The 24109-nt window shown below is 64.0% G+C and carries 18 protein-coding genes; 4 read left to right on the top strand and 14 right to left on the bottom strand.

What is annotated here, in order from left to right; translation table 11 throughout:
* Positions 1–593: 593 nt before the first annotated feature.
* Genes thrC through JJ896_17930 form a run of 6 tightly spaced genes read right to left on the bottom strand, consistent with a single transcriptional unit; the run spans position 594 to position 6483 of the window.
* Complete coding sequence (gene thrC / locus JJ896_17955) at positions 594–1868, bottom strand: threonine synthase (GenBank protein ID MBO6781548.1); 1275 nt, start codon at positions 1866–1868, stop codon at positions 594–596.
* Positions 1868–2824 carry a homoserine kinase gene (locus tag JJ896_17950; protein MBO6781547.1) on the bottom strand — a complete coding sequence of 319 codons (957 nt, stop codon included), beginning with the start codon at positions 2822–2824 and terminating at the stop codon, positions 1868–1870. The genes thrC and JJ896_17950 overlap by 1 nt, the downstream gene beginning before the upstream one ends.
* The gene (gene fbp, locus JJ896_17945) at positions 2824–3867 is read right to left on the bottom strand and encodes a class 1 fructose-bisphosphatase (GenBank protein MBO6781546.1); all 1044 of its coding nucleotides are present in this window, start codon (positions 3865–3867) and stop codon (positions 2824–2826) included. Before fbp ends, JJ896_17950 begins: the two co-directional genes overlap by 1 nt.
* Before the next feature lie 44 nt (positions 3868–3911).
* Complete coding sequence (locus JJ896_17940; GenBank protein MBO6781545.1) at positions 3912–4727, bottom strand: esterase family protein; 816 nt, start codon at positions 4725–4727, stop codon at positions 3912–3914.
* Positions 4721–5392, bottom strand: coding sequence for a TIGR04282 family arsenosugar biosynthesis glycosyltransferase (locus JJ896_17935; GenBank protein MBO6781544.1), 672 nt, complete (start codon positions 5390–5392; stop codon positions 4721–4723). Before JJ896_17935 ends, JJ896_17940 begins: the two co-directional genes overlap by 7 nt.
* The gene (locus JJ896_17930; GenBank protein MBO6781543.1) at positions 5389–6483 is read right to left on the bottom strand and encodes a cysteine desulfurase; all 1095 of its coding nucleotides are present in this window, start codon (positions 6481–6483) and stop codon (positions 5389–5391) included. Before JJ896_17930 ends, JJ896_17935 begins: the two co-directional genes overlap by 4 nt.
* Before the next feature lie 101 nt (positions 6484–6584).
* Here JJ896_17930 and murA point away from each other — a divergent pair, with 101 nt between their 5' ends.
* Positions 6585–7892 (top strand): UDP-N-acetylglucosamine 1-carboxyvinyltransferase, encoded by a 1308-nt coding sequence (gene murA / locus JJ896_17925; GenBank protein MBO6781542.1) that lies wholly within the window; start codon positions 6585–6587, stop codon positions 7890–7892.
* 8 nt (positions 7893–7900) lie between these two features.
* Here the strand turns inward: murA and JJ896_17920 are convergent, their stop codons facing one another.
* Positions 7901–11293 carry a hypothetical protein gene (locus JJ896_17920; protein ID MBO6781541.1) on the bottom strand — a complete coding sequence of 1131 codons (3393 nt, stop codon included), beginning with the start codon at positions 11291–11293 and terminating at the stop codon, positions 7901–7903.
* A 155-nt stretch (positions 11294–11448) separates the two neighbouring features.
* On the opposite strand from JJ896_17920, the gene JJ896_17915 reads away from it, so the two are divergent.
* A complete protein-coding gene (locus tag JJ896_17915) occupies positions 11449–12825 on the top strand; it encodes an FAD-dependent oxidoreductase (protein MBO6781540.1) in 1377 nt (458 codons plus the stop codon).
* A 107-nt stretch (positions 12826–12932) separates the two neighbouring features.
* Here the strand turns inward: JJ896_17915 and JJ896_17910 are convergent, their stop codons facing one another.
* Positions 12933–13130: a cation transporter gene (locus tag JJ896_17910; protein MBO6781539.1), complete on the bottom strand. Its 198-nt coding sequence runs from the start codon at positions 13128–13130 to the stop codon at positions 12933–12935.
* A gap of 26 nt (positions 13131–13156) precedes the next feature.
* Positions 13157–15505 carry a cadmium-translocating P-type ATPase gene (gene cadA, locus JJ896_17905; GenBank protein MBO6781538.1) on the bottom strand — a complete coding sequence of 783 codons (2349 nt, stop codon included), beginning with the start codon at positions 15503–15505 and terminating at the stop codon, positions 13157–13159.
* A 113-nt stretch (positions 15506–15618) separates the two neighbouring features.
* On the opposite strand from cadA, the gene JJ896_17900 reads away from it, so the two are divergent.
* Both JJ896_17900 and JJ896_17895 read left to right on the top strand, forming a co-directional pair.
* Positions 15619–16647, top strand: coding sequence for a LacI family DNA-binding transcriptional regulator (locus JJ896_17900; protein MBO6781537.1), 1029 nt, complete (start codon positions 15619–15621; stop codon positions 16645–16647).
* Positions 16647–17600: a phosphoribosylaminoimidazolesuccinocarboxamide synthase gene (locus JJ896_17895; GenBank protein MBO6781536.1), complete on the top strand. Its 954-nt coding sequence runs from the start codon at positions 16647–16649 to the stop codon at positions 17598–17600. Before JJ896_17900 ends, JJ896_17895 begins: the two co-directional genes overlap by 1 nt.
* Positions 17601–17636: 36 nt before the next feature.
* Here the strand turns inward: JJ896_17895 and JJ896_17890 are convergent, their stop codons facing one another.
* From JJ896_17890 to JJ896_17870, 5 genes are all read right to left on the bottom strand, one after another.
* Entirely contained in the window at positions 17637–18083 is a 447-nt protein-coding gene (locus JJ896_17890; protein MBO6781535.1) for a molybdenum cofactor biosynthesis protein MoaE, read from the bottom strand.
* Positions 18076–18327, bottom strand: a complete 252-nt coding sequence (locus JJ896_17885; protein ID MBO6781534.1) for a MoaD/ThiS family protein — start codon at positions 18325–18327, stop codon at positions 18076–18078. Before JJ896_17885 ends, JJ896_17890 begins: the two co-directional genes overlap by 8 nt.
* Positions 18328–18798, bottom strand: a complete 471-nt coding sequence (locus JJ896_17880; protein ID MBO6781533.1) for a redoxin domain-containing protein — start codon at positions 18796–18798, stop codon at positions 18328–18330.
* Between the two features lie 8 nt (positions 18799–18806).
* Complete coding sequence (locus JJ896_17875) at positions 18807–20042, bottom strand: ABC transporter permease (GenBank protein MBO6781532.1); 1236 nt, start codon at positions 20040–20042, stop codon at positions 18807–18809.
* Positions 20043–20177: 135 nt separating this feature from the next.
* A complete protein-coding gene (locus JJ896_17870) occupies positions 20178–23885 on the bottom strand; it encodes a GvpL/GvpF family gas vesicle protein (protein ID MBO6781531.1) in 3708 nt (1235 codons plus the stop codon).
* Between the last annotated feature and the right edge of the window lie 224 nt (positions 23886–24109).

Genomic DNA, 24109 nt, shown 5'->3' with positions numbered 1-24109 from the left:
TGGGGTTGTTCTCTGAGTCCATCCTTCATCTTACGGATGTGCTCAACGACCAATTACACAAAAGACGTTACAGTCCCGCCGGCACGCTCAGTCGCGGGCCCCGATGTGGAAACAGCCCCCCTGATTCCACCCGAGGGCGGTCGCGGCTACCAGCCATGTGGAATCCGCGCCCGTATTCGACTTATGGCGTTGCGCAGAGGTCGCCGACGTAGAATCCACCCCCCGTTTTCCACACGGCGGGCCACAGCCACGATTTACCCGCGAGGCGCCCAGCGGGCTTGCGCCACGATTAACCCGCAATACACCCCGCGGGCCGCGGTCGCGATTCGAGCCGCAAACCACCGACCGCCCCGGAGCGACGATTCGGGCCGCAAACCACCCGCCGCCCCGGCGCGACGATTCGGGCCGCAAACCACCCGCCGCCCCGGCGCGACGATTCGGGCCGCAAACCACCCGCCACCCCGGCGCGACGATTCGGGCCGCAAACCACCCGCCGCCCCGGCGCGACGATTCGAGCCGCAAACCACCCGGAATCCACGGCCCCGAAATCGAAACCGCAGCCCCACCCCAGCCGCGCAACGCCCCCCAACAGCCTACGCCCCTAGGATCACCTCACGCAGGGCCTCTCCCGACACCTCCATCGCCCTCGCGGCGACCGGTTCGTCCCAAAGCGCGGCCAGCCGATCCGGCATCTCCGGCCGAACACCGGTTGCAGGTTCGACGGCCTCCGGAAACTTGCACGGATGAGCGGTCGAGGCGACCACGACGGGCCGATCCGGCCTGAGTTGACGTACCGCCTCGATTCCGACCGCAGTGTGCGGATCCGCCAGATACCCGGTCTCCTCGTACAAGCGTCGCATGGAGGCGGCCGTGCCTGCTTCGTCCACCGAGAAACCACGAATCGCGGACCGCATGGTCTGCGGCCCGAGCATGTGCTCCAGCCGCTCGAAGTTTGAGGGCGCCCCTACATCCATGGCGTTCGACATGGTGCGCACGGACGGGCGGAACTCGACCTCATCGCCCGTCAGGTAGTCCGGGAAGAAGCGATTGTTGTTGTGCGCCGCAATGAAGCCGCGCACGGGCATACCTGCTTTCCAGGCCAGGACGGCCGCAGTGAGGTTGCCGAGATTGCCGCTGGGTACACAGATTTCGGCCTCGCCGAGTCGGGACACGGCCCACAGGTAGTAGAGCGACTGCGGAAGCAGGCGGCCGATGTTGATGGAGTTTGCCGAGGACAAGCCGACGTGCCGAAGGCCCTCGTCGGCAAATGCGCCTTTCACAAGTCGCTGGCAGTCGTCGAAGGTCCCACGCACCTTCAGGGACGTAACTCCAGGTCGTTTCACGACGAGTTGCCGTTCCTGGATCGGACTGACTTGACCCTCCGGATAGAGGAGCACGACACGCACGCCTGGAAGACCGCTGAAGCCATCTGCCACCGCGCTGCCTGTGTCTCCCGAGGTGGCAACCAGGATGGTGATCTCCCGGCCCTCCGGCAGGGAAGCCGCCATGAGCCGGGACATGGTGCGCGCACCAAAATCCTTGAAGGAAAGTGTCGGGCCATGGAAGAGCTCCAGGACATGCACACCGGTCCAGTCACCCCCCAGCGACACAAGCTGCACCGGGAAATTCAGGGCATCCCGCACGGCTGCCTCCAGCGCATCGCCCGGTAGTTCCCCGTCAAGCCAGCTGCCCAGCACCGTGCAGCCGATGTCCGCCACGGACTCTCCTGTCGTCCAGCCTTGCGGGAGCGGGCTGATAGTTTCCGGCACATACAGCCCCCCGTCCGGTGCCAGACCTCTGTGCAGGGCCTCGATGAATCCCGTGGTCGCGGGCGAGTCGGAGCGCGTTGATCGGAATCGAAGGGCCATCAAACAGGATTCTCGGTCTGGTGCCGCCGCGTCGCGCGGGCTCCGCGTTCGTCAATGCTGGAAACGAATCCAGACACCTCGTGCCCGGCCTTCTGAGTGGCAGCAATCATGGCGTCGCGCACCCGCCGAGCACCCGCGCCATCGCCGCAGACTGCGAACAAGGCGGGGCCAGAACCGCTGAGCGCGGCTCCCAGCGCACCCGCATCGCGAGCGGCTTGCAGGATGTCGTGATACCCGGGAACGAGTCGGGCCCGCACAGGCTCTACGAGGCGATCCTGCTCAATCGCGCGGCCGACCTCCTGCAGGTCTCCCGCGCGAAGAGCATCGATCAGGAACGCCAGCGAAGAAGCGTTGTGCACGGCATCCCGCAGGGGCACCACGCGGGGCAGCATCTCGCGTGCTTCCTTGGTCAGCACCGTCACCTCGGGGCGCACGACGGCCAACGGAAGCGGGACGGGCACAGGCACCCGCCGAAAGTGCTCCGGTCTGCTTGCAGACGTCAGCACCACGCCGCCCATAAGTGATGGAAGCACGTTGTCACCGTGGCGCGCTCCCGCCACGCCTGCCTCACCCTCCAGGGCAGCATCCACCGCGTGCTCACGCGGCAAATCAGTCAGCACTGTAAGCGCGCCGAGCGCGGCCGCTGCTGCGCTTGCGGCCGAGCTTCCCAACCCGGACCCGGGCCGAATCCCCTTGACAATCTTGATGGTCAGCCCCGGAAACCGGTCGTGGTGGAAGGCCAGCACATGTGCGGCCGCGCGGGCTGCAGTGTTCGAACGCACATCGGACGGCGCCTTCCAGACCCCCTCGCCAGGCAGGACGTGGATGCCCGGCTCTTCCGACGCGGTCACCTCGACCACATCGCCAATGCCATCCAGCGCGACGCCGATGGAATCGAAACCGGGACCTAGATTCGAAAGGGAGCCGGGCCCCCAGATGCGAACCGATTCAGGCATCAATCCTCCAGCGTGCGCTCTCCGCGCAGAAACTCTTGTGCCATGGTGACCATGACGGGACTCCCGATGTAGAGGGGCGTGCGCTCATGCAATGCCCTTGGGCGCTTTTCCATGATGCGCATGCGACCATCGGAGGCGGCCCCACCTGCCTGCTCGGCGATAAAGGCGAGTGGATTCGACTCATACATCAGGCGAAGCTTGCCGTTGGGGTTCGCCTCCGTGGCAGGATAGATGTAGAGTCCGCCCTTGAGCAGGTTGCGATGAAAGTCCGCAACGAAAGACCCGATGTAGCGCGTGCTGAGCGGTCTTCGCGACTCCTGATCATCCCGCTGCATCCACTTGATGTACTGTTTCAGACCATCCTCGAAGGAGTTGTAATTGCCCTCATTGACGGAGTACATGCGCCCGTTCTCCGGGGTACGGATGTTCGGGTGACTCAACAGAAACTCGCCGATTGACGGATCCAGCGTAAACCCGTTGACACCGAATCCGCTGGTGTAGACGAGCATGGTGGACGAGCCGTAAACCACGTAGCCGGCGCCGACCTGATTGACTCCCGGCTGCAGCGCGGACTCCAGACTCGGTTCTTCGTGGTCGTCCGGCAGCCGGTAGATGGAGAAAATGGTGCCGACCGACACATTGACCTCGATGTTCGAGGACCCGTCCAGCGGATCCATGAGAACGATGTACTTGCCGTCGGTCCCCACGTCGGCGCTGAGCGGAATCGCCTCGGCATGCTCCTCGGATCCGATCAGGCAGCATTCCCCGCCTCGGCGCAAAGCCTTCACAAACTCCTCGTGGGCCAGCATGTCCATTTTTTGCTGGACTTCGCCCTGCACATTCACCTCGCCGGTGGAGCCAAAGACGTCCACCAGGCCTGCCCGCCGCATGTGCCAGTTCACACTCTTCGCCGCTACCGACAGATCGCGAATCAGGCGGGAAAACGCTCCCGTGGAGTGTGGAAGCTGTTCCTGGCGGTCAATGATGAACTGCTCGAGCGTCACCTTGGCCCGGATGGCATCCCGCCTGGCCTGTTCTGTCATGTCGTAAGCGCTTGGTGTCGGGCGAAGATAGCCAGTGGGCCGGGTCAGGGGTTTCGTTCCAGAAGAAATCTCAACGGCACGTCCACCCGCTCCTTCCAGGCAGCCTCGTCGTGCGCAGCTCCTGGGAAACGCCGGGTGATCCAGTCCTCATCCCGCCGATACTTGCGCCTTCGAACCAGCCTGTTGACAGCGTTCTGCAGGGCCTCGTAGCGCGCAATCTGGGCCTCCACGCCATAATCGAAATACAGGCGATGGGCTCCGCTCTCAGGCAAATGTCGCTCCAGATAGCGAATCATCACCCGTCCGCCGACGGTCCAACTCGTGGAAAGGCAACATGCCGCGCCGAATACGGCCGGGTATTCGCAGAGAGCATAGAGGGAGATCAGTCCGCCCATCGATGACCCCATCAGCCATGTGCTGTCCCTGTCGGACGCGGTGTTGTACTCGTCGTCAATGAACGGCTTGAGTTCATCGACCATGAATCGGAGATAGCCGTCGGAGCATGGCTCGTCTCCCCACGTCGTTCCAAACCGTTTAAGCGCGCGTGGGTCCGCCCAATCCGCCATCGGACGTTCGGGCATGTACTCGGGGATACGCTTGGAGGTATTCCAGATTCCCACCACGATCAGCGGCGGCAGGCCTTCTTCCTCAATCAGGCGCGATACCGTTTCCGCCACGCCCCAGGTGACCCCCGCAAAGGAAAACTCCGGCTCGAAGAGGTTTTGGCCGTCCTGCATGTAGAGCACAGGAAGAGGATCGCCACCCGCATCGTAGGCCTCCGGCAGCCATACGTGCACATTGCGCGTCCCGACGTGGTCGGATTCGAAGTCATTATGCCTTAGCAGGACACCCTTCAGCACGAGGCGTCCTCCGCGGGCATGAGGCCCAAAGCCCTCAGCGTCTGAACGGTGGCAGGTGCGCGCTCCGGCGACCGTTGAAAAACATCCACAACACGCTGGAGATCGGCGGGCTCATCGACGTCAAACCATGGCGGCAGAAGCCCCACAGAGGTGCCGGCGTCCGTCAGCAATGCGCGCGTCTTCTCAAGGACGTCGGAACGGGAATACGTCACCTTCGACAGGAATTCGGGCGATGTGCCACGCAGTCCAAGCAGGTAGTATCCGCCGTCTTCCGCCGGACCAAGCACGGCTCTGTGACTGTCCAAGGCGTCAAACGCCTCCGAAATCAGGTGACGTGGCATTCCGGGCGAGTCGGTGCCGATGACCAGCGTACGTTCGAAACCAGCCGACGCGGCAGCACGAAACGCGTGTTCAAGTCTCGCACCCAGCCCATCGCCCACTTGTTTTCGAACGTCTGCGCCTGCAGGTAGCACCCCCGCCAGGACAGCCGGATCTCCGGCGGCCCACCACCACACAGGCACGTCGAGGCCGGACACCAGGGCGGCACAGTCCCGCACAAAGGCCTCGTACAGCCGTAGCGTTTGGTCCTCACCAAGCGCTCGCGCCAGGCGCGTTTTCACCGCCCCGCGCTCCGGTGCGCGGGCGAACACCATCAGCAGGTTCATAGGGCTGCCAGTGTGCGCGAGATGACCTTCCGGGTCGCCGACACGGCGCGATCCACATCTGCTTCCGTCGTCGCGTGGCCCATCGAGTATCGGATGGACGCGATGCCCGCCTGCCCGATGGCGGCCATGACGTGGCTGGCGTTCAGCGTGCCGCTCGAGCAGGCCGATCCGGCACTGACCTGAATGCCCTCCAGGTCCAGCCCCAAAATCAACAGTTCGCTTCCCTCTCCGGCCGGAACGTCTGGAACCCCGATTTGCAGGATATGCGGGCTGCTTCCCGCCTCCGGAGTGTTTATGCGGATGTGATCTCCAAGAGTCGCGATGAGGCCTTCCCGCAACCGACGATTCAGTTCGGGCAGATCAGCCCGGCGTGCACGCGCGAGGGCTGCCGCCATGGCCACGATCCCGGCCACATTCTCCGTACCGCCGCGACGGTCCCGCTCCTGGCCGCCGCCCCGCATGAGCGCACTCCACGGCACGCCCTTGCGCACATAGAGCAGACCGACACCTTTGGGCGCCCCGACCTTGTGGCCGGAAAGCGTCATCATGTCTACGCCCAGCGACGGAATGTGCGGGGTATCGATCACGGCGGCCTGCACGGCGTCCGTGTGCAGAAATGCCCCCGCCTCGTGGCAGGCGTCTGCGATGTCGCGGATCGGATTGACGGTACCCAACTCGTTGTTCACGGCCATGACGGAAACCAGCGTGCCGGCGTCAAGGAACGGCCGCACGTCCGCTGCGCTAACCCGAGCCGAGGCATCTGCGCGCAGAATCCGTGCGCCTCGAGACTCGGCGGGCTTCAGAACCGCCTCATGCTCGGCCTCGCACGTGACGATGCCTCCCTCCCATCCAGCGATGGCGAGGTGATTGGATTCCGTGCCCCCTGATGTGAAAATGACCTCTTCGCTGCTACATCCCAGTTGACGGGCGATGGACTCGCGGGCTTCCTCGACCGCATTGCGTGCTACCCGACCCGCTCCGTGCACCGATGAAGGATTGCCGAAACCTTCGGTGAGCCACGGTAGCATGGCCTGCAAAACCGCCTCAGGAATGGGCGAAGTGGCGGCGTAGTCCAGGTATACGGGTGTCATGGGGCTGGAAAGGGCACGTCCGAACGCCCCGACCCGTTCCGTGATCCGTTATCTTGCGTGGCGCCGCCCCCCGGCTGGCTTTCGTTAACGACCACCGATGCATGGATAAGTTGATTGTTCGGGGCGGACGCCCCCTGTATGGCACGCTCCCCGTGAGCGGCTCCAAGAACACGGCGCTCGCCCTCATGGCCGGCACCTTGCTGGCCGAGGGCACTTCTACCGTAGAAAACGTGCCGTCACTGAGGGACATCCACACCTTTGCGCGTGTGATGCGCGTCACCGGAGCTGAAGTCGATTTTACCCCGGAAGCGCATCGACTCGTGGTGGATGCCGCTCCAGCAACCAAGACCAGGGCCCCGTACGAGCTGGTCAAGCGCATGCGGGCCTCGTTCTACATGCTCGGAGCGTTGCTGGGGCGGTTCGGAAAGGCTACCGTGTCGCTGCCGGGCGGCTGCGCGTGGGGTCCGCGGCCGGTGGACCTGCACATGGACGGGCTGTCGGCCCTGGGAGCAGAGATCGAGTTGGATGGCGGCTATGTCATCGCCAAGGCTCGTGGCGGCCGGATGCCCGGAGGTATCTACAAAATGAAGCCGTCTTCGGTGGGTGCTACGGTCAACCTGCTTCTCGGGGCAGTGTGCGCGTCAGGAGGATCGCGCATCGAGAATGCTGCCATCGAGCCAGACGTGGTCGACTTCTGCAATATGCTCGTGCAGATGGGTGCCCGCATTGAAGGCATCGGCACCAGGACGCTGGAGGTGGAGGGCGTCGATGCCCTCTCGCCCGTGCACTGGAAAAACGCCCCGGACCGCATCGAGGCGGGCACGTTCATGATCGCGGCGGCAGTCGCCGGGCGCCCCGGAGAGACCATGACGGTCAGTGGTGTGAACGTGGATCACCTGGGCAAGACATTCATGGAGTCCATGAAATCGACCGGAGTACGGCTGACGGTGCAGGACGACAAGGTGTTCGTTACGCCGCCTGAAAGTCTGCTTCCCGTCAGCATCACCACGGACATCTTTCCGGGATTCCCCACGGACCTGCAGGCGCAATGGACCGTGCTTCTGGCCTGCGCCGAAGGCAACGGTCGGATTCGCGACACGGTCTATCTGGATCGATTCAAGCACATTCCGGAGCTGAGGCGCATGAATATGAACGCCATCGTGATCGACGGCGAGGTGGTCGTTGAGGGTGGCCGTCGCATCAAGGGCGCTCATGTGATGTCGACCGACTTGCGGGCCTCCGTCTCCCTGGTACTTGCAGGGTTGGTGGCCGAAGGTGAAACCCACGTTCTCAGGGTGTACCACCTGGATCGCGGCTACGAGGATCTGGAAGGCAAGCTTCAACGAGCGGGGGCCGACATTCGCCGCGAGCGCTACGACGAGTGGGCCGACCCCGAGATGGAGGACTAGGCCGCTTGCTAGAAGACGGCGCTTAGCTGGAACCGACCCGTATGCACCACCGGTCTTCCCGATGGTGCCCTTCCGTCGTACGCCAGAGTGGCTCGAAGGCTGCCGGTCAGCGCGCGCTGCATGCCCACGCCCCACATAATGGAGGTGCCGTCTCCTCGGCCGTCTGTGAGCTCGAATCCGGCCAGCCCCGCGGCGCCGGTCCCGGCAAGACGCACACTGGACACCTCAACGCGCCCGGAGAAGTCCCCCTTCGCCGGCACGGACCAGCGACCGGAAACGGGAATTCGGGCGATGCGCGCATCGCCGTCGGACAGCCGGTCCTGCTTCCAGGCCGCCTCCAGCCCACTACGCAGTACAAGGCGACCACGCCGAAGGGTGAGTGAGGGTTCGATGCGACGCGTTCGCAAGGCGTAGCGGCGGGACGCAAATCGCTCGGAGTCCGTCTCATCATTCTCCAGGGCCCCGCGCAGCGAAGCCTGAAGCTGATCGCCCAGGCGTATCTGCACGGTGGCCTCGGCCAGACTCGACTCCCTACGCTCCAGGCCGCCGGAGAGCTCGGACAATGAGCGATTCTCCTGCACCGCGAGATCCACCGAGACGGGGAAATCCGGCCGGGACAGTGCCACGTCCTGGCGCACCCGCACCCGACCACGGGTGGTCAGCCCCGGGACCCGAAACGTGCCAAGCCTCAGCAGATATACATCGAGCCGGGAATCCGTGCGGGACTGCTCCTGCACATCGAAGAGAGACTGCAGGCGCACTCGCGTTCCTGACACCCATGGCTCGGAGCGGGCCAGGACTCGCAGAGCCACAGAGTTGACGCTGGCCAGCGAGTCAGACGGAAGAAACGTTCTGATGTAGGTGCCTTCATTCGGCGTGGTCTCAGGCAGCAGCTCGTCTACCTGCACGGCACCATCACCATTGAGGTCTTCCCAGACGAACGCGCCAAGCTCCGGCCCGGTGCGCAGATATACTTCTTCAAGCACGGGAGTGCGCTCCGTTCGGGCGTCGTAGCGCCAGGACAGGTTGATCCCGCCAGGTGCAGCCCGGCCGCTCAGGGCCAGCAGCAGGGCACGCGTATTTCGCAGACGGTCCGTGAAGGCCTCCCGGACCGTCTTGCTACTCCAGGCCAGATCCAGGTCGCCGGTCAGACCAGACCCGCCGGAAAACTCGCCCTGCACGCCCGCCGTCCAGGCATCTGCCGCCCCCTGCAGCCGGCCCTCCAGCGGTGCCTGCTCAAACCGTCGCTCGACAAACGCGCTCCACGTCTGCGCATTGCGCTGCACGGAAAGTCCCGGACGCAGCTCCACGAACGCGGACGAGATCGGCCTGAGGTCGCCGGATTCCCGCTGCGTGCTGGTTTCGTGTTCAACCTCGGTGAACCACGTCACACGCCCCCTGTGGGGCGTAACGCGCACGAAGTCCTGGACAAACCGCCCGCTGGCTCCGGCCAGCAGATCGTCAGAGCGCACATCCAGACGACGGGCCTGGACGAAGCCTCCATACGATGCCTGCGCGCGGTATCGGAGACCCTCGTAACGTCCCGGCAGCTCCAGGCCTGCAGCCTCCACGTCGGTGCGCAAAGAGTCGCCCAGCCACAGGCCGGCACCTAGCTGCCACTCCCGTTCCCCCGACTCACTGCCCAGCGGATCCAGCTGACCGGGCGCAAGTCCCCATTCTCGCGCAAACTCGACGTCCCGGAAACGCTCGAACACCCTGAAATTGGCGCCGAGATCACGGAACGAGCCGCGCGTGTGCAGCCGAGTGTGCGCCCCAATGCGCACGGTATCCGAGACGGCCTCCAGCCAGAGCGCCCTGCCCCCGTCATCCTGTGCGTCCAACACCGACAACCTGTTCAGGTCGGTCACACTGCGGGCGAACTCGCCTCGTAACTCCAGCCCCGAGATTGGTCTCAGGGTCGTGCGCAGGTCCAACAGAGCCTGCAGGGCGGGAGCGGGAAGTCGCCGCACGGGCTCGTACGCCCCCTCGCCGGGTCCAGCGTACACGTATCCGATGCCATTGACCCCGGTGGCTGCTCGCTGATACCTGCCGTTGCTGGCACCCACCCGGCTGAATTGCACCCTGAATACGGCCTCGCCCTCTTCCGGCCGGCCCTCTAGGATGGCGAAAACCGTATCTCCCTGGATCACCTCCTGGCGGTACTGCACGAACCGTGCCTCGGGGTCGTAGACCACCTGACGCGCGCCGCTGATCAGCGCACCCCGGTCTCCGGAAACGGTCAATAGCAACGAATCCGCTGCCGTAAGTCCAAACTCGTCCAGGAATTCCCCGGAGTCGGCCTCCCGGATTATGGAAGCGCCCACAGACCACCGCGGCAACACGTTGGCGCCCACCTCAACCCCGAGCAGCGTCCGTGTGAACTGATTCGTGTCGTACTCGAACTCTACCGTGATGCGCCGGTCGGCCGTGATGAGGCGGGATGCCGTGAAGGTGAGCTCGCCAACCGTGTAGTCAATTGTGTAGTCGCCCGCCTCGCCGCGCACCATGAGCTGACCGTCCACATACACCCGCTCGGAACCAGGCAGAATGAGTATGAACTGATCGCCCGATGGGCCTTCGAGGCGATATGGGCCCTGCACACCGTCAATGGGCTCGAGCTGCTGACTGCGAAACTCGCCACGCGAGGTCGCGCCAAGAGCGGCCACCTGAACGCGCTCGGACGATGAAGACCGCAGCATCACCCCCTGGAGCTTGCGATCCAGCCCGGCCATGCGGGAGCCGGTGAACTGGCCCTGGAAGTCTCCCAGCGTCACGCGGCCCGGGCGCGCGGTGAGTTCCACAAACACGCGATCGAACTCCGAAAGCCGTTGGGTCGTGCCGTCCGGTCGAATGGGAGAATCCGCATCGGTGAGCGCGGCACGCACGCCGACGCCCGGAGCCAGCTCGCCCTCCAGATTCAGGCGCAGCCCGGACTCGACGGCCACGTCGCGATTTGACCCGGCAATCACGCCCCGAGAGATGGTGCCGCGTGATCTAACGCTGCTTGTGGGCTCTCTCGCGGACTGGTTCGTTGCGGGTCGACCCGGGCGGTCTGCAACCTGAATCGGCTCGCGCAGCAGTCGATACTCGGTTTGAAGATCGATGGGCAGGGCCCTGTAGGATACAACGGCAATGTCTCCGGGCCGGGCTCCCTCCGGGCGCACGAGTCCGCGCACTGCATCCACGCTGAATGCGATGAGCCGGCCGGAAATCCGTACCTGAACCGTCTCGGCGAGCACGAAAGGACGCACCTGCAGGGTGGAGTCGGCCGCTACTCGGACGGTGTCGACATGGGCGACACTGAACTCCTGGGCACGAGCCGGGGATGTGCACAACAGGACACACGCGGCGATCAGCCCGAGCTGGATCGTGACTCCCGAGTGCGGCGCGCTTCCCTTCATGCGCCGGGGCCTACCGCAAGTCCGCGGCGGGGTTTCGGCGCAGGATGCGCGTCGGTGTGCATTGCCGCTTCGCGCCGCGCCGCCATGGAGAGCGGCCGGCCATTGCCGCCTCCCGTGCGCACGACTACTTTCGGGCCACCTATTCCCCAGCGCTGATGCCCCAATCACCTCTGCGTGTTGCTATCGTCGGTGCCGGCCCCGCCGGTTTCTACGCGGCGGAGCATGTCCTGAAGAATTCCGAGCATGCCTCGGTGGATCTGTTTGATCGGCTGCCCACACCTTTTGGCCTGGTCAGGGCCGGCGTGGCACCTGACCACCAGAAGATCAAGAACGTGACCAGGGTCTACGATCGCACGGCGGCCCGGCATGGGTTCCGATTCTTCGGAGACGTGGACTACGGCAGCGACGTTTCCCTGGCGGACCTTCGCAGGCACTACCACGCGATTGTGTTCACCACCGGGGCGCAGATCGACCGCAGACTCGGCATTCCCGGGGAAGACCTGCCTCGCAGTCACAGCGCTACCGAATTCGTGGCGTGGTACAACGGTCATCCCGACTTCCGGGACCTGCAATTCGATCTCAACCAGAAGGCGGCGGTGATTGTCGGCGTCGGCAACGTGGCGGTTGATGTGGCGCGCATCCTGTGTCGCACGCACGAGGAATTGGCTACGACCGATATCGCCGACTACGCCCTTGAGGCCCTCCGCGACAGCCGCATCGAAGATGTGTATGTGCTCGGCAGGCGCGGCCCTTCACAGGCGGCGTTTACCAACCCCGAAGCAAAGGAGCTGGGCGAACTCGAGGGGGCGGATCTCCTGATCAAACCCGAAGAGGCGGAGCCCGACCCCCTCTCCCGTGCAGAGATGGAAGCGAATCCGGATCGACAGACCGATCGCAAGGTGGAAATGATTCGGGACTATGCCGGACGCTCCCCGAGCGGCAAGCCGCGTCGCCTGCATCTTCGATTCCTCGTGTCACCGACCTCGATTGACGCTGGCGAAGACGGTGGTGTGGGCGCGGTGCGCATCGTTCGCAACGAAATCTACCGCAATGAAAGGGGCACGCTTCGGCCCCGCGCGACCAGCGACACGGACGTTCTCGAAGCCGGCCTGGTATTTCGCAGCGTGGGATACCGGGGTGTTGCTCTGCCGGATGTCCCGTTCCGTGACGACTGGGGCATCATTCGCAACGAGGACGGACGCATACAGGACGAGTCCGGTGCGCACGTGCCGGGGCTGTACACCGCGGGCTGGATCAAACGAGGGCCCAGCGGCGTGATCGGCACCAACAAGGCCTGCGCGGTAGGCACGGTGGATCTGCTTCTGGCCGATGCGGAGGCCGGCCTGCTTCCGAATCCGGAATCCCCCTCCCCCGAAGCCGCAGCCGCCATGGTCGCGGCCCGGAAACCGGACTTCTTCGACTTCGCGGCCTGGCAGCGCCTGGATGGCCTTGAAACCCAGGCGGGAGAGGCCTCAGGCAGGCCGCGGGTCAAATTCACGACACGCGAGGAAATGCGGGCCGCGCTGGGATAGTCCCGTCTGACCGTTTTGCACACGAACGGGGCCGCCACGGGCACCGGCCGATGGTGCCGGATGCCTTCGGACCCGCGGCCGGGGGCGGCCGCAACCGCGGACGGGGATCAGTGAACCGCCGTCACCGCGTATCCCTCCTCCTCGATCGCTGCCTTGACCCGCTCGAGGGCTTCGTCAGAGACGTCTAGCCGGGCCTTGCCCATCTCCACCGTAGCTCCTTTGGCGTCAGGCACCGTGCCGATGGCTTCTTCCACCGCGCGCACGCAGTGGCCACAACTCATTCCGTCAATGATGATTTCTTTCATGCTGTTTGCGGACATCTCCGCCTGAATCAGGATGTTTTGGCCAGCCGAAGGCTGTTTGTTACCACGCTCACACTGGAAAGGGCCATGGCGGCGGATGCAATCATGGGGCTGAGCACGGGACCGCCGAACGGGTACAGCACGCCGGCCGCGATCGGAATGCATATCACGTTGTAAACGAACGCGAAGAACAGGTTCTGACGAATCACACGCATGGCCCGGCGCGAATGATCGACGGCCCAGGCCACAAGCGTCGCATCGTCCCGGAGCAAGGTCACATCACTGGCCTCTATGGCGATCCCCGTTCCCCCTCCGACGGCGAAACCGACATCGGCCGCTGCCAGCGCCGGGGCGTCGTTGACACCGTCACCAAACATGCCGACCACCTCGCCGGAATCACGAGCTGCCTGTACGAAAGAGGCTTTGTCGGCGGGTAGTGCCGCTGCCCGGTAGGTCGAGATGCCCAGGGCGGATGCGACGGTGCGAACCGGATGCTCCGCGTCCCCCGATACGACGGCCACATCCACCCCCAACCGTCTCAGCTCTTGCACGGTAGTCGGGGCGTCCCCGCGCATCTCGTCATCAAGTCGAATGCTCCCGGCCAGCCTGCCATCTACCTCCACGTAGATCCGGGTCCCATCGCGCGAATCCGATTCCGGGGAGATCCATTCTCGCCTTCCGGCGCGGACCCGACGGCCAGACACCAGGCCCGAGACTCCCCTCCCTGGCTCATACTCAAACTCGCTGGGCTCCGACAGCCTCGTCCCGTTCGCCTGCGCGAAAGCCACCACAGCCGCTGCCAGCGGATGCTCCGAGCGGGACTCCACGGAAGCCAGGAGCGTGAGCAGTTCGTCCTCGGACCATCCATCGAGTGCCTCTATGGCCTGCACTTCTGGCCGTCCGAGCGTGAGCGTTCCGGTCTTGTCCAGCACCATGGTCGTGATGGTGCCCGCCGACTCGACGGCCGTGGCCGCCCGAAAGAGCACGCCCTGCCTGGCCGCACGTCCGGTGGCTGCCACCACGGCGGTCGGCGTGGCCAGCCCAAGCGCACAGGGGCAGGCAATGATCAGTACCGTGACGAAGCGGAGAAGGCTGTGGTTGAGGCGCGGCTCAGGTCCCCAAAACCACCACACTACCGCGGTCACGACGGCCACCACCAATACGGCGGGCACAAAGACGGCCGCGATGCGATCTGCCAGCGCCTGCACGCGCGCCTTTGTGCTCTGGGCGCGCCGCACGAGATCAACAATCTGTTCGAGCACCGTGTCTCGGCCTACCCGCACCACCACGGCCTCGAGTACGCCAGATGCGTTCACAGTGCCCGCCACCACCCGATCACCGGGGGCTTTTTCTACGGGAAGGGGCTCTCCGGTCAACATGCTTTCGTCGACGGCAGACCGCCCATCGACAACTTCCGCATCCACCGGGATGCGTTCCCCGGGGCGAATGAGCACGCGATCCCCAAGCCTCAGATCCGAAATGGCCACCATGGCCGATTCGCCGGCGACAATGCGCGTGGCCGTCTCTGGTTGCAGCTCGATCAGGGCACGCACGGCTTCGCTCGTGCGACCCTTGGCACGCTCCTCGAGCCAACGTCCGAACAGAATCAGCGTCACGATGACTGCCGCGGCCTCGAAATACACGTGGGCTTCCCCGGCATCCGCGAAAAACCCCGGCGCAACCACGACAGCCACAGAGAATGCGAATGCAGCACCCACACCCAGTGCGACAAGCGTATTCATGTCGCTGGCACCGTGGCGCGCCGACCGCGCCGCGAGCACGAAGAATTCCGAACCCGCCCACACGACCACGGGCAAGGTCAGCAGCAACTGGAGCCACTCCAGGCCGATCCCGCCCATCGCAAGAACCATGACCGGAACGGTGAGGGCCGCTGAAACAGCCATGCGCACACCCAGCATCCGGGAACGACCGCTCGACTCGCGGGAATCGGCGGTCGATGAAGTTGCCTCAGACCCAAACACGCGGCCCAGCCGGTCCAGGTCTGCAAGCGCCGGCACGTATAGCACACGCACGACAAAGCGCTCCCCCTCCGACTCTACATCCCCCTCTACGACTCCGGAAACACGCCGAGCCTGCTCCAGCGTGGACAGGGCCTGTTCCCGAGACTCTCGCAGGGTTTCGGCCTGTCGGGTCTCAACCCCGTATCCGGCCGCCTCCACGGTGGCTACCAACCTGTCGCCCTCGAGCGCCCCCGAGTAACGTACCCGGGCCTCCTCGGTGGCGTAGTTCACCACAGCCGCCTGTACCCCGTGCAAACGGGACAGCTTGCGCTCGACCCGGCTTGCACAGGCCGCGCATGTCATTCCGGTGATCGGAACGAGTACGTCTCGCAGTTCCTGTTCGGCTGTCTCTGCCATTTACCAATGGTTTCCGTCTTCAACGAAGGGCGGTTCCCCCGGATCTCTGTGAAACGCGTTTTCATCACCCCGCCCCCTTTTTGCATTGTGGCTTTGTTTTACCTTCCGGAAGCATGCCTCTCGAGAAAAGCAAAGTCACGATCTACGACGTAGCCGCCCGTGCAAAGGTCGCTATTTCTACGGTTTCGCGGGTTCTGAACAACTCCGCGGACGTGTCGGACATGACTCGCGCGCGCGTGCTGAAGGCCATCGACGAGCTCAAGTATCGTCCTGACCGCACTGCCAAGAAGCTGGCGCAGCAGCGCACACCGACAATCGCGGTCGCACTCCCCACCTACACGACGCCGTTTCACAACGAGCTGTTGAAGGGCGTGCGCATGGGCCTCAAGGAGCAGGAGGTCGATCTTCTGCTCTGTGACCTTGGCTGGCGGGCTCCCGTGAAGACGCTTTCCGGATTCCTTCGGCGAGGCACGGTCGATGGGCTCCTGCTGGCCGGAGTGGAAGTCGACGACCGGGTGGCTGAAGAGCTGTCCACCCTGCATGCGCCCACGGTCATCATCGGCAGCACCCGTGAAGGCATGGAGTCCTTTGACTGGGACGATGTCGCCGGTGCCCGCGCAGCGGTCGAACACCTGGTCTCCCAGGGCCATCAGCGTGTCGGTATGATTCGCTCGTTCTCGGACAGTTCCATCCAGAACGACCGCATACAAGGGTATCGGGAAGCACTTACCTCAGCGGGACTCGCGTTCCAGCCGGAGTTGGTGCGGTCCGGCTCCACCCGGAAGCACGAAGGGTTCAGTGAGGAGGCGGGCCATGAGGCCATGCAAGCCCTTCTGGCGCTCGATGAACGGCCGACAGCCGTCTTTGCGTCCAGTGACGTGCAGGCCATCGGCGCGTGGTCCGCGATTGTCGAGGCCGGTCTCAAGGTCCCGGAGGACATCGCAGTGGTCGGCTACGACGACCTGAAAACCAGTCAGTACCTCGGATTGTCTTCGGTCGATCAGTCCATCCAGACCATTGGCCGGGAAGCCACGGTCTCGCTGGTCGCCCGTATGGAGGATGAACTGACCGAAGACCCGGCTCAGCGGGTGCTGACTCCGAGGCTGCGTGTACGACGAAGCAGTCGATTCGTCCGGACCTGATGCAGAAGAATCTGATCCGGGAGCAGCTCGACTACACGCTGCCGGGCACGGACTTCGAGGGACTCGGTGCACGATATGCGGGCAAGGTTCGCGATACCTACGCCGACTCGGACCGCCTCATCCTGGTCACCACGGATCGAATCTCCGCATTCGATCACATCCTCAAACAAACCATCCCGTTCAAGGGGCAGGTCCTCAATCTCCTGGCGGCCTGGTTTTTTGAGCAGACTGCCGACGTGATGCCGAATCACGTTATTGAGGTGCCGGACCCGAACGTGACCGTTGCGCGCCGATGCGAACCCGTCCCCATCGAGTTCGTGGTGCGGGGATATCTGGCAGGCCATGCCTGGCGCGTGTACCGCGATGGCGGTAGAGAACTCTGTGGAGAAGCCTTGCCGGACGGACTGATCCAGAACAGCAAACTGCCTGAACCCATCCTGACTCCGGCCACGAAGGCCGAAGAAGGGCATGACGAGGACATTTCGGCAACGGAGATCGTCGAGCGAGGCCTGCTCGATGGCGCGACTCTCGATGCGCTTCGCAGTCTGGCACTCGCGCTCTTTCGCCGGGGTTCAGACATGGCCTCAGCGCGGGGCCTCATCCTCGTAGATACCAAGTACGAGTTCGGCCGTCTACCGGACGAATCGTTTGTAGTGATCGACGAGATCCACACACCGGATTCGTCCCGCTACTTCTACGACGACACGTATCTGGACCTGCTGTCCAGGGACCAGCCGCAGCGCCAGCTCTCCAAGGAGTTCGTGCGGGAGTGGCTAATGGAGAACGGATTCCAGGGCCTTGAGGGGCAGCAACTACCCGATCTGCCGGACGAGTTCCGGATTGAGGTGGCCTCCCGCTACGTGGAGCTTTATGAGCGTATTACGGGCCGGACGTTCGAGCCCGACACCGCGCGCGACCCGGTTGCACGCATCCAGGAGGCGCTCAGCGCCTGAGCACGCCCTGACGCTTTTGACGCAAAGGCTGCCGGATCAGTCCTCTTTCCCCGGCTCCACCCACTCGGTACGCCCGTCCGCGTACTGCTCTTTCTTCCAGACGGGCACGCGAAGCTTGAGCTCGTCAATCAGGAAGCGACACGCAGCGAACGCCTCATCTCGATGAGGCGTGCAGACGCCAACCACCACACTGGCTTCGGTCGGGCGAACCACGCCGGTTCGATGCATCAGCACGGCCTTCCGGACCGGCCACTGCTCCGAGGCCAGTTCGACTAGCCGCGCCATCTCATCCAGCGCCATCTCCGCGTAGGCCTCGTAGCGCAGTTCCAGCGTGCGCACGTCCCCCGTCACGGCACGGGTCGTACCGACAAACACATTCACGCCTCCACACGCCGGATCTCGCAGAAACCCGTGGGCCGACCCCGGATCCAGCGTCTCCTCGGTGACCAGGAACCACCGGTCGGCGTGACGGATCTCAGCCACCGCTGACCGGGGTAATCAGTGCGACCTCATCGCCCGCATGCAGCGCCACGTTCTCCGAGACGTACGAACGATTCACGGCCACCCGGATCCACGGTCGATAGGCCCTGACGGCCTCGAATCGTCCAGCCAGCCAGTTCAGAGCCTGCTCAACCCCCTCCGCTTCATGCGCCGGGATCTCGACCTCCGCCTTACCGACACGCTCTTTCAGTACGCTGAAGAGCCGGACCGTGACCACACCGGACATTCAGCCGTTGGCGGCCTCCTTGATGGCCGCGAGGTCGGGCATGTTGCCTGCATTTTCGAGCACTTCAGCATACGCCACCGTACCGTCCTGCTTGACCACAAACGCCGACCGTTTGGAGATGCGATCCAGCTTCATGGGCGTAAAATCGCGGTCGTACTTGCAGCCGTAAAGGCGACACACGTTCGCTTCGTGGTCCGAAAGCAGGTTGAAGCTCAGTGCATTCGCGCTCCGGAACTCGGCCAGAGTAAACGGCGAGTCCGTGGAAATTCCGACCACCGTGGTATCGGTACCGTAGGCCACGAGTTCGTTGTTCACCTCGTTCAGCTCCGTCGTGCACACGCCCGTAAACGCGGCCGGAAAGAACAGGAGGACCACCGGCCCTGACTTGCAGGCATCCGAAAGCGTAAACGCCTGTTTTTCGTCTGAGAAGAGAGAGAAGTCGGGGGCTTTATCGCCGACGGAAAGCGCCATGGTGACAGCTATTTGAAGTGAATGGCCCGCATGGGATCAATTCGAGCCGCAAATCGGGCAGGAAGATACGCGGACAGACCACACAGCACGATGGTGGCCATCGCAACCCACAGAAAATCCCACGGACTCAGCGCCACCGGTGCAACGCTCATGAAATAGGCATCGGCCGGGAGACGGATTAGCGAGAACTCCTGCTGCAACAGAGCCAAACCGAGCGCGAGCAGCTCCCCGAGCACCATGCCCGTAGCACCTATCAGCACGCCCAGCATGAGAAAAGCGCGTCGCAAGCGGTCCGCCGATGCGCCGAGGCTGCGCAGGATGCCGACTTCTCGCGTCTTCTCGAGCATGATCATGAGCAGGGTCCCGATAATGTTGAACGACGCCACCAGGATGATGACGGCGATCACCAGCGGAATGATGGCCTCCTGCAGTTCGACCCATGCAAACAGGCTCCGGTGGACCTCGTAAATGGAGCGCGCCATGACGGGATAGGCGAACCTCTTTTCCAGCTCGACGGCCTTTTGCACGGCCAGTCCCGGGTCCGCCAGCCTTATGTCAAGCCGCGTTACCTGATCGGGACGGTAGGCCACCAGATCCCGAGCTTCGTCGATGGCCGCGAACGCGTACAGATCGTCGAAATCGGCCAGATCTGTCTCGAAGATTCCCCCGATCACAAACTGGGCGATGCGCACCGAGCCGCGATCCGGCCTCGCGGCATTCCGAACGCTGAATGCCGTCACACGCTGGCCGACCTGAGCCTGGAGATTTCGCGCGAGCCCCGCGCCAAGTACCATGACCGGCTGCCCGTCTATCAGGGTGTCCAGCCGGGCACTTCCCTCCACCCGATCGGCAACGTAGGCAGGAATCGCGGTGGTGCCCCAGATGGAAGCACCGTCAACGGCCTGCGACGATCTACGCAGGAGGACAAACTCCTGAACCACCTCGTCCACAGCAAGCACACCCTCCTCCTGCCGCGCGTTGACAATCAGTCCAGGCGCGCCGTCCAACGGAGCGTCGGGAAGGCTTTCCAACTGCACGTGTGCGCCAAAGCCCACGATGCGGGCTTCAATCTGTTCGGAGAAGCCCCGAACTATCGCCAACGCAATCAGGAGGGCGGCCACACCCACGGCAACACCACCGACCGCCACGAGAGTGACAAACCGGAGAAAGCCCCGTTTCCCGTCCTGCCCCACCGCTCCCGTCAGGTAGCGGTACGCGAGAAAGCGCTCGAACGAAGACTGCAAGGGCGGATGCGGGTTGGCGTGAAGGAAGCGCCCTAACGCCCCATGTCCGGGTACCGTTCAGCACTTACCCAAATTAAGAGCGCCCTCCAGACACCAGGTCCGAAGGGCGCCCCCCGAGAAGCCGTGATGAGACGGCTATTCCGTGACCGGCACGAATGCGGTCGAGCCGTCCTGGTCCGCATCCACAAAGTGGTAGGCAGGCCAGGGGCCGGTCAGTTCAAGGGTCATGCCCAGCGGCTCCATCTCCTTGCAAAGCCGTTCGAACTCTGCCTGGAAATCCGAGCGCTGACCTGAGGAGACCAGATACGCTGCGTTGAAGACCATATCGACCCCGGGCGCGGTGAGCAGGCTCTTCTGCGCCCCGTCCTCGGCCCATGGCATGAGCGCGTCGTGCGTGCGGCGGATGCAGTTCTCGGTAACAGTCGAGAGAATCTCGTCGTCCACCAACTCGTCCGCCTTGTCCAACTCATCCTTGATGAACTGAGCCACACCGGTCGAGATCGCGTCCAGCGAGTCCTCAACATGGCGCTCGGATGAGGAGATTTTGGCCGAAAGTCGCTCGCTGTCGCGCGTCATGCGCAGGCTCCATTCCTGCTTGTCTTGCAGCCGATTGAGTGTTTCGATCACGTGATCGTACTCGGTATTCATCTGCACGGCCACATCGGCTTCGCTCTCGAAGACGGTGCCGAATCGCACAGGCATGACCGTGCACTGCCCCTTGAAGGCGTCAAGCACGGCTGCGTGGCTGCGAATATGCGTTTTGACCCATTCAGCGTTCTTGCTGTGCTTCTCGAGCTGCTTCTCACCGAAGTCGGCCGTCGGAACGCGTGAGACGATGGCGCGGACTTCACGCAGCGTAACGAACCGCACCGGGGCGTCGGCCATGCCAGAGAGGTCATGCGGCGCGTCCTTGATTTCGGATGCTCGCACGTAGCCGTAGATGTAGCAGCGGGCGTTGTCGTCGGCATCCCACGTCATGTCGAAGTCGCTCGGCGCCTCCACGGCGTCATGCTTGCCAGTCGCGGCTGTCTCGGGGGACGTCGGAGCAGACGCAGTCGAGTCCGGTTGCGCCTTGCGGGCGGTTGGCTGAGGCTCTGCCTCGCGGCCTGCTGCGGTCCCGTTCGGCGTGGCGGGCGTTGGGGTCGGGGTCCCCGCGGGTGCCCCGTCCCCGGGCACAGTCGCCGGCTGGCCGGCAACCGTTACCTCGAACTTGATGCCTTTGGTCGGCTTGTCTGCCGGCTCATGGTCCACGAACTCGGTGACGATGAGGTCATCATCCAGTGGTTCGGGCGGATCCAGCGGAACGACCCGGTCCTCATCTTCTATTTCGCTCAGGCGCACCCAGCCTTCGGTGGTGGCGGGCTCGATGCCGGCACCCCAATCTTCCATGGCCGGGACGTCGGCGTCCTCGTCCATTGGAACGGCGGGCGAGTCCCAACCCTGGGAAGGCTGATCGATCGCAGGAGCGTGGGCAACCGGTGCCTGTTGTGCTACCGGGGCCTGCTGAGTGATTGCGACACTGTGGTCTGGTCCTTCGTCGGCGGCGACGGCGGACTCCCAGGTTTGGTCTGGAACGCTCACCGACATGCGCGGCGGCTCCGCGGAGACAGCGGCGGGAGCGGGCGCGGCGGTATAGCCACTGCCGTTCCACGCACCGGCGCGAGCTGAGTCGCGGGAGGTCATGGCATGCAGCGCCTGCTGGAACATGGCGGCCTCCTGGTTTGGCGTGGACACCGTCTGTCCGATCTCCCGCATCGCTTCGCCCAGCACGTTGATGAGTACGCGCTCCTTGAACACGGCACGCATGCGCTCCACAACCTGGTCTCCCGGGCTCATGAGATGCATGGCTTCCTGAGCGGCCTGCTCGGCGTCCTGAAGCGCAGTCTTGGTCATGCTGACCATGTCCTGAAGCAACAGTTCGCGGAGGGCGTTGCTCGCGTTGGCGATCGCTTCGTTCTCCGGCTCGATGCGGCCGCGGCTTTGCCGTGCTACAGCTCGGGTATCGGAGAGCTCGGCCGTGCCGCGCTCAGCGATCTCACTGATGAGCTGGTCACGAAGTACCGCCGTGGCGGAGACCAGCGCAGCATCCGCATCACTGATGTGCTGACGGGCCCGGGCAGCGGCCTGCTCCGAATCCGAAACGGAGTTCAGGGAATGCTCGGCGATCGTACGGATCAGCCGTTCGCGCACGTTGTCCGTCGTGCGCTGGAAGCGCGGATCATCCGTATCGATGCGCTGGAAGGCCTTTTCGCCCGTCTTCTCGGGTTCGAGCAGCGTGAAGGTGGCCTGCTTGGCCAGCTCTTCCAGCACCAGTTCTTTCAGGACCTCACTCGCGGCAATCACGGCAGCGTTGCCTTCGCCCATGCGGGCCTTGGCCTTGCGTGCGGTCTCGCCGGCGTCGAGGAAGCTCTGACCCACCTGGTGCACGATGTCGTCCATGATCGCCTCGCGGATTTCATCGACCGACTTCTGGACCACGGCCTCTTCCTTGCGGGCAGCCTCGCGGGCCAGGTTCTTCATGCGGTCGTCCTCCTCGAGGGCCGCAAGGGCGCGATTTCCGATCATTTCACTGATCCGGGTCTGCACCAGGCTCACGGCGCGAGAGATGCTCGCGTCCTTCGGATCCATGTAGTCGCGGGCCGCATCAGCCAACTGATCCGCATCCCCACAGCGCTCGCGGGCTTCCTCAGCGACGTGGCGAGCCATCGTCTCGTATACCGAATTCGCCGCGGTCTCGATGACCTCGTCGTTCTCGCGTGCAATCTTGAGGGCCGATGTGGCGGCGGTATCCGCGTCGCCAAGCTGCTTCAGGGCTTCTTCGGCAATACTCTGTGTCAGTCGACGCACCAGCGCCGTAGTGGCCTCACCGACCTGCTTGTTGTCTTCCTCGATCTCAAGCAGCGCCTCCCGCGCCGTGGCACGGGCATCTTCCACCGTGGAGAGCGCGCGCTCCTTGATCTGAGTGATGAGGTGTACCCGCGTCTTGCGCGCCGCGGCGACGACCGCGTCGTGCTGCGGGCCAAATTCCGCGGAGAGCTCCTCGACGATCGCGTCCGGGTCGGCGGAAACGCGTTCCGTGACCACACCCAGCATGCGCTCCTTGAAGCGACGGGAAACCTCTTCGGCCAGCGCCGTCGTGGCATCTCCGCCGGACAGGGACGCCAGCACGTTGTGCAGGATCAGGTCCCCGGCCGAGGTCTGAATGCGACTCATCGCCTCAGCGACCGTGGCATGCTCCGGGTCGATGGAGTCTGCGGCCTTTTCAACCACTTTCTCTACATCCACGCCGTTTGACCAGGCTTTCGCAGCGATGGCGCTGCAGAGGCGGTCCTGCACGGAGTTGGCCAATTCGTCTATGGCAGCGGCGTTTGCGTCTGCGATGGACTCGTAGGCGGTTGAGATGGTAGAACCGTCGTCGGAAAGGCCGCCCAGGGCCTTCTCGCTTATGGCGCCCAGGAGTTTCAGCTCCACGCGACCGGCGGCTTCTTCGATCTCTGCACCGTTATCCAGTGCGGCCTGGCAGGCGGCGTCGGCAATCTCGTCGAGATCACTCTCGGTGACCTCGGTTGCGGCGCGCTGGATCAGGTGCTTGCGCACGCCGTCATGCAGCTTCTGCATATCCTCCTGATCGATACCGATCTCGTCGAGGGACTTGCCGGCCACGGACTCGGGGTCGCCGAGCTCTTCCATGGCCTCCTGCATGACCAGCTTGAGGATCTTCTTCTTCAGAGCCTCCTTGGCGCCGGCCAGTTTCTTGTTGTCTTGCCCTTCCAGCATGTGCTTGACCCCGCCGGTGCCTTTCCCGGCTCCGTCTGGTCCTGCTTGGCTTGAGGTGCTGCTCATCATTGCTTCTCGGTTAGTCGCCATCTATGGCAGGCAGGATTGACCCGAATTGAGCCAATCTGCCGCACAGGCGGAAAGCGAGAAACGTGCCCAACGTCCGGAACGAGCGAACAAAGCGGCTCCGCCCATCGCCCAAAACAGACCCATTCTGGTGCTTGCGGGCCGTTTTCCACCACCTGGACACGGTACCAGGCTCGAGGCCACCGGCGCGTGCGCTGCACCAG

The organism is Rhodothermales bacterium (assembly GCA_017643395.1).
GTDB lineage: Bacteria > Bacteroidota > Rhodothermia > Rhodothermales > UBA10348 > JABDJZ01.
The sequence above is the reverse complement of the archived record's forward strand: the minus strand, read 5'-3'. Positions and strand labels throughout refer to the sequence as shown.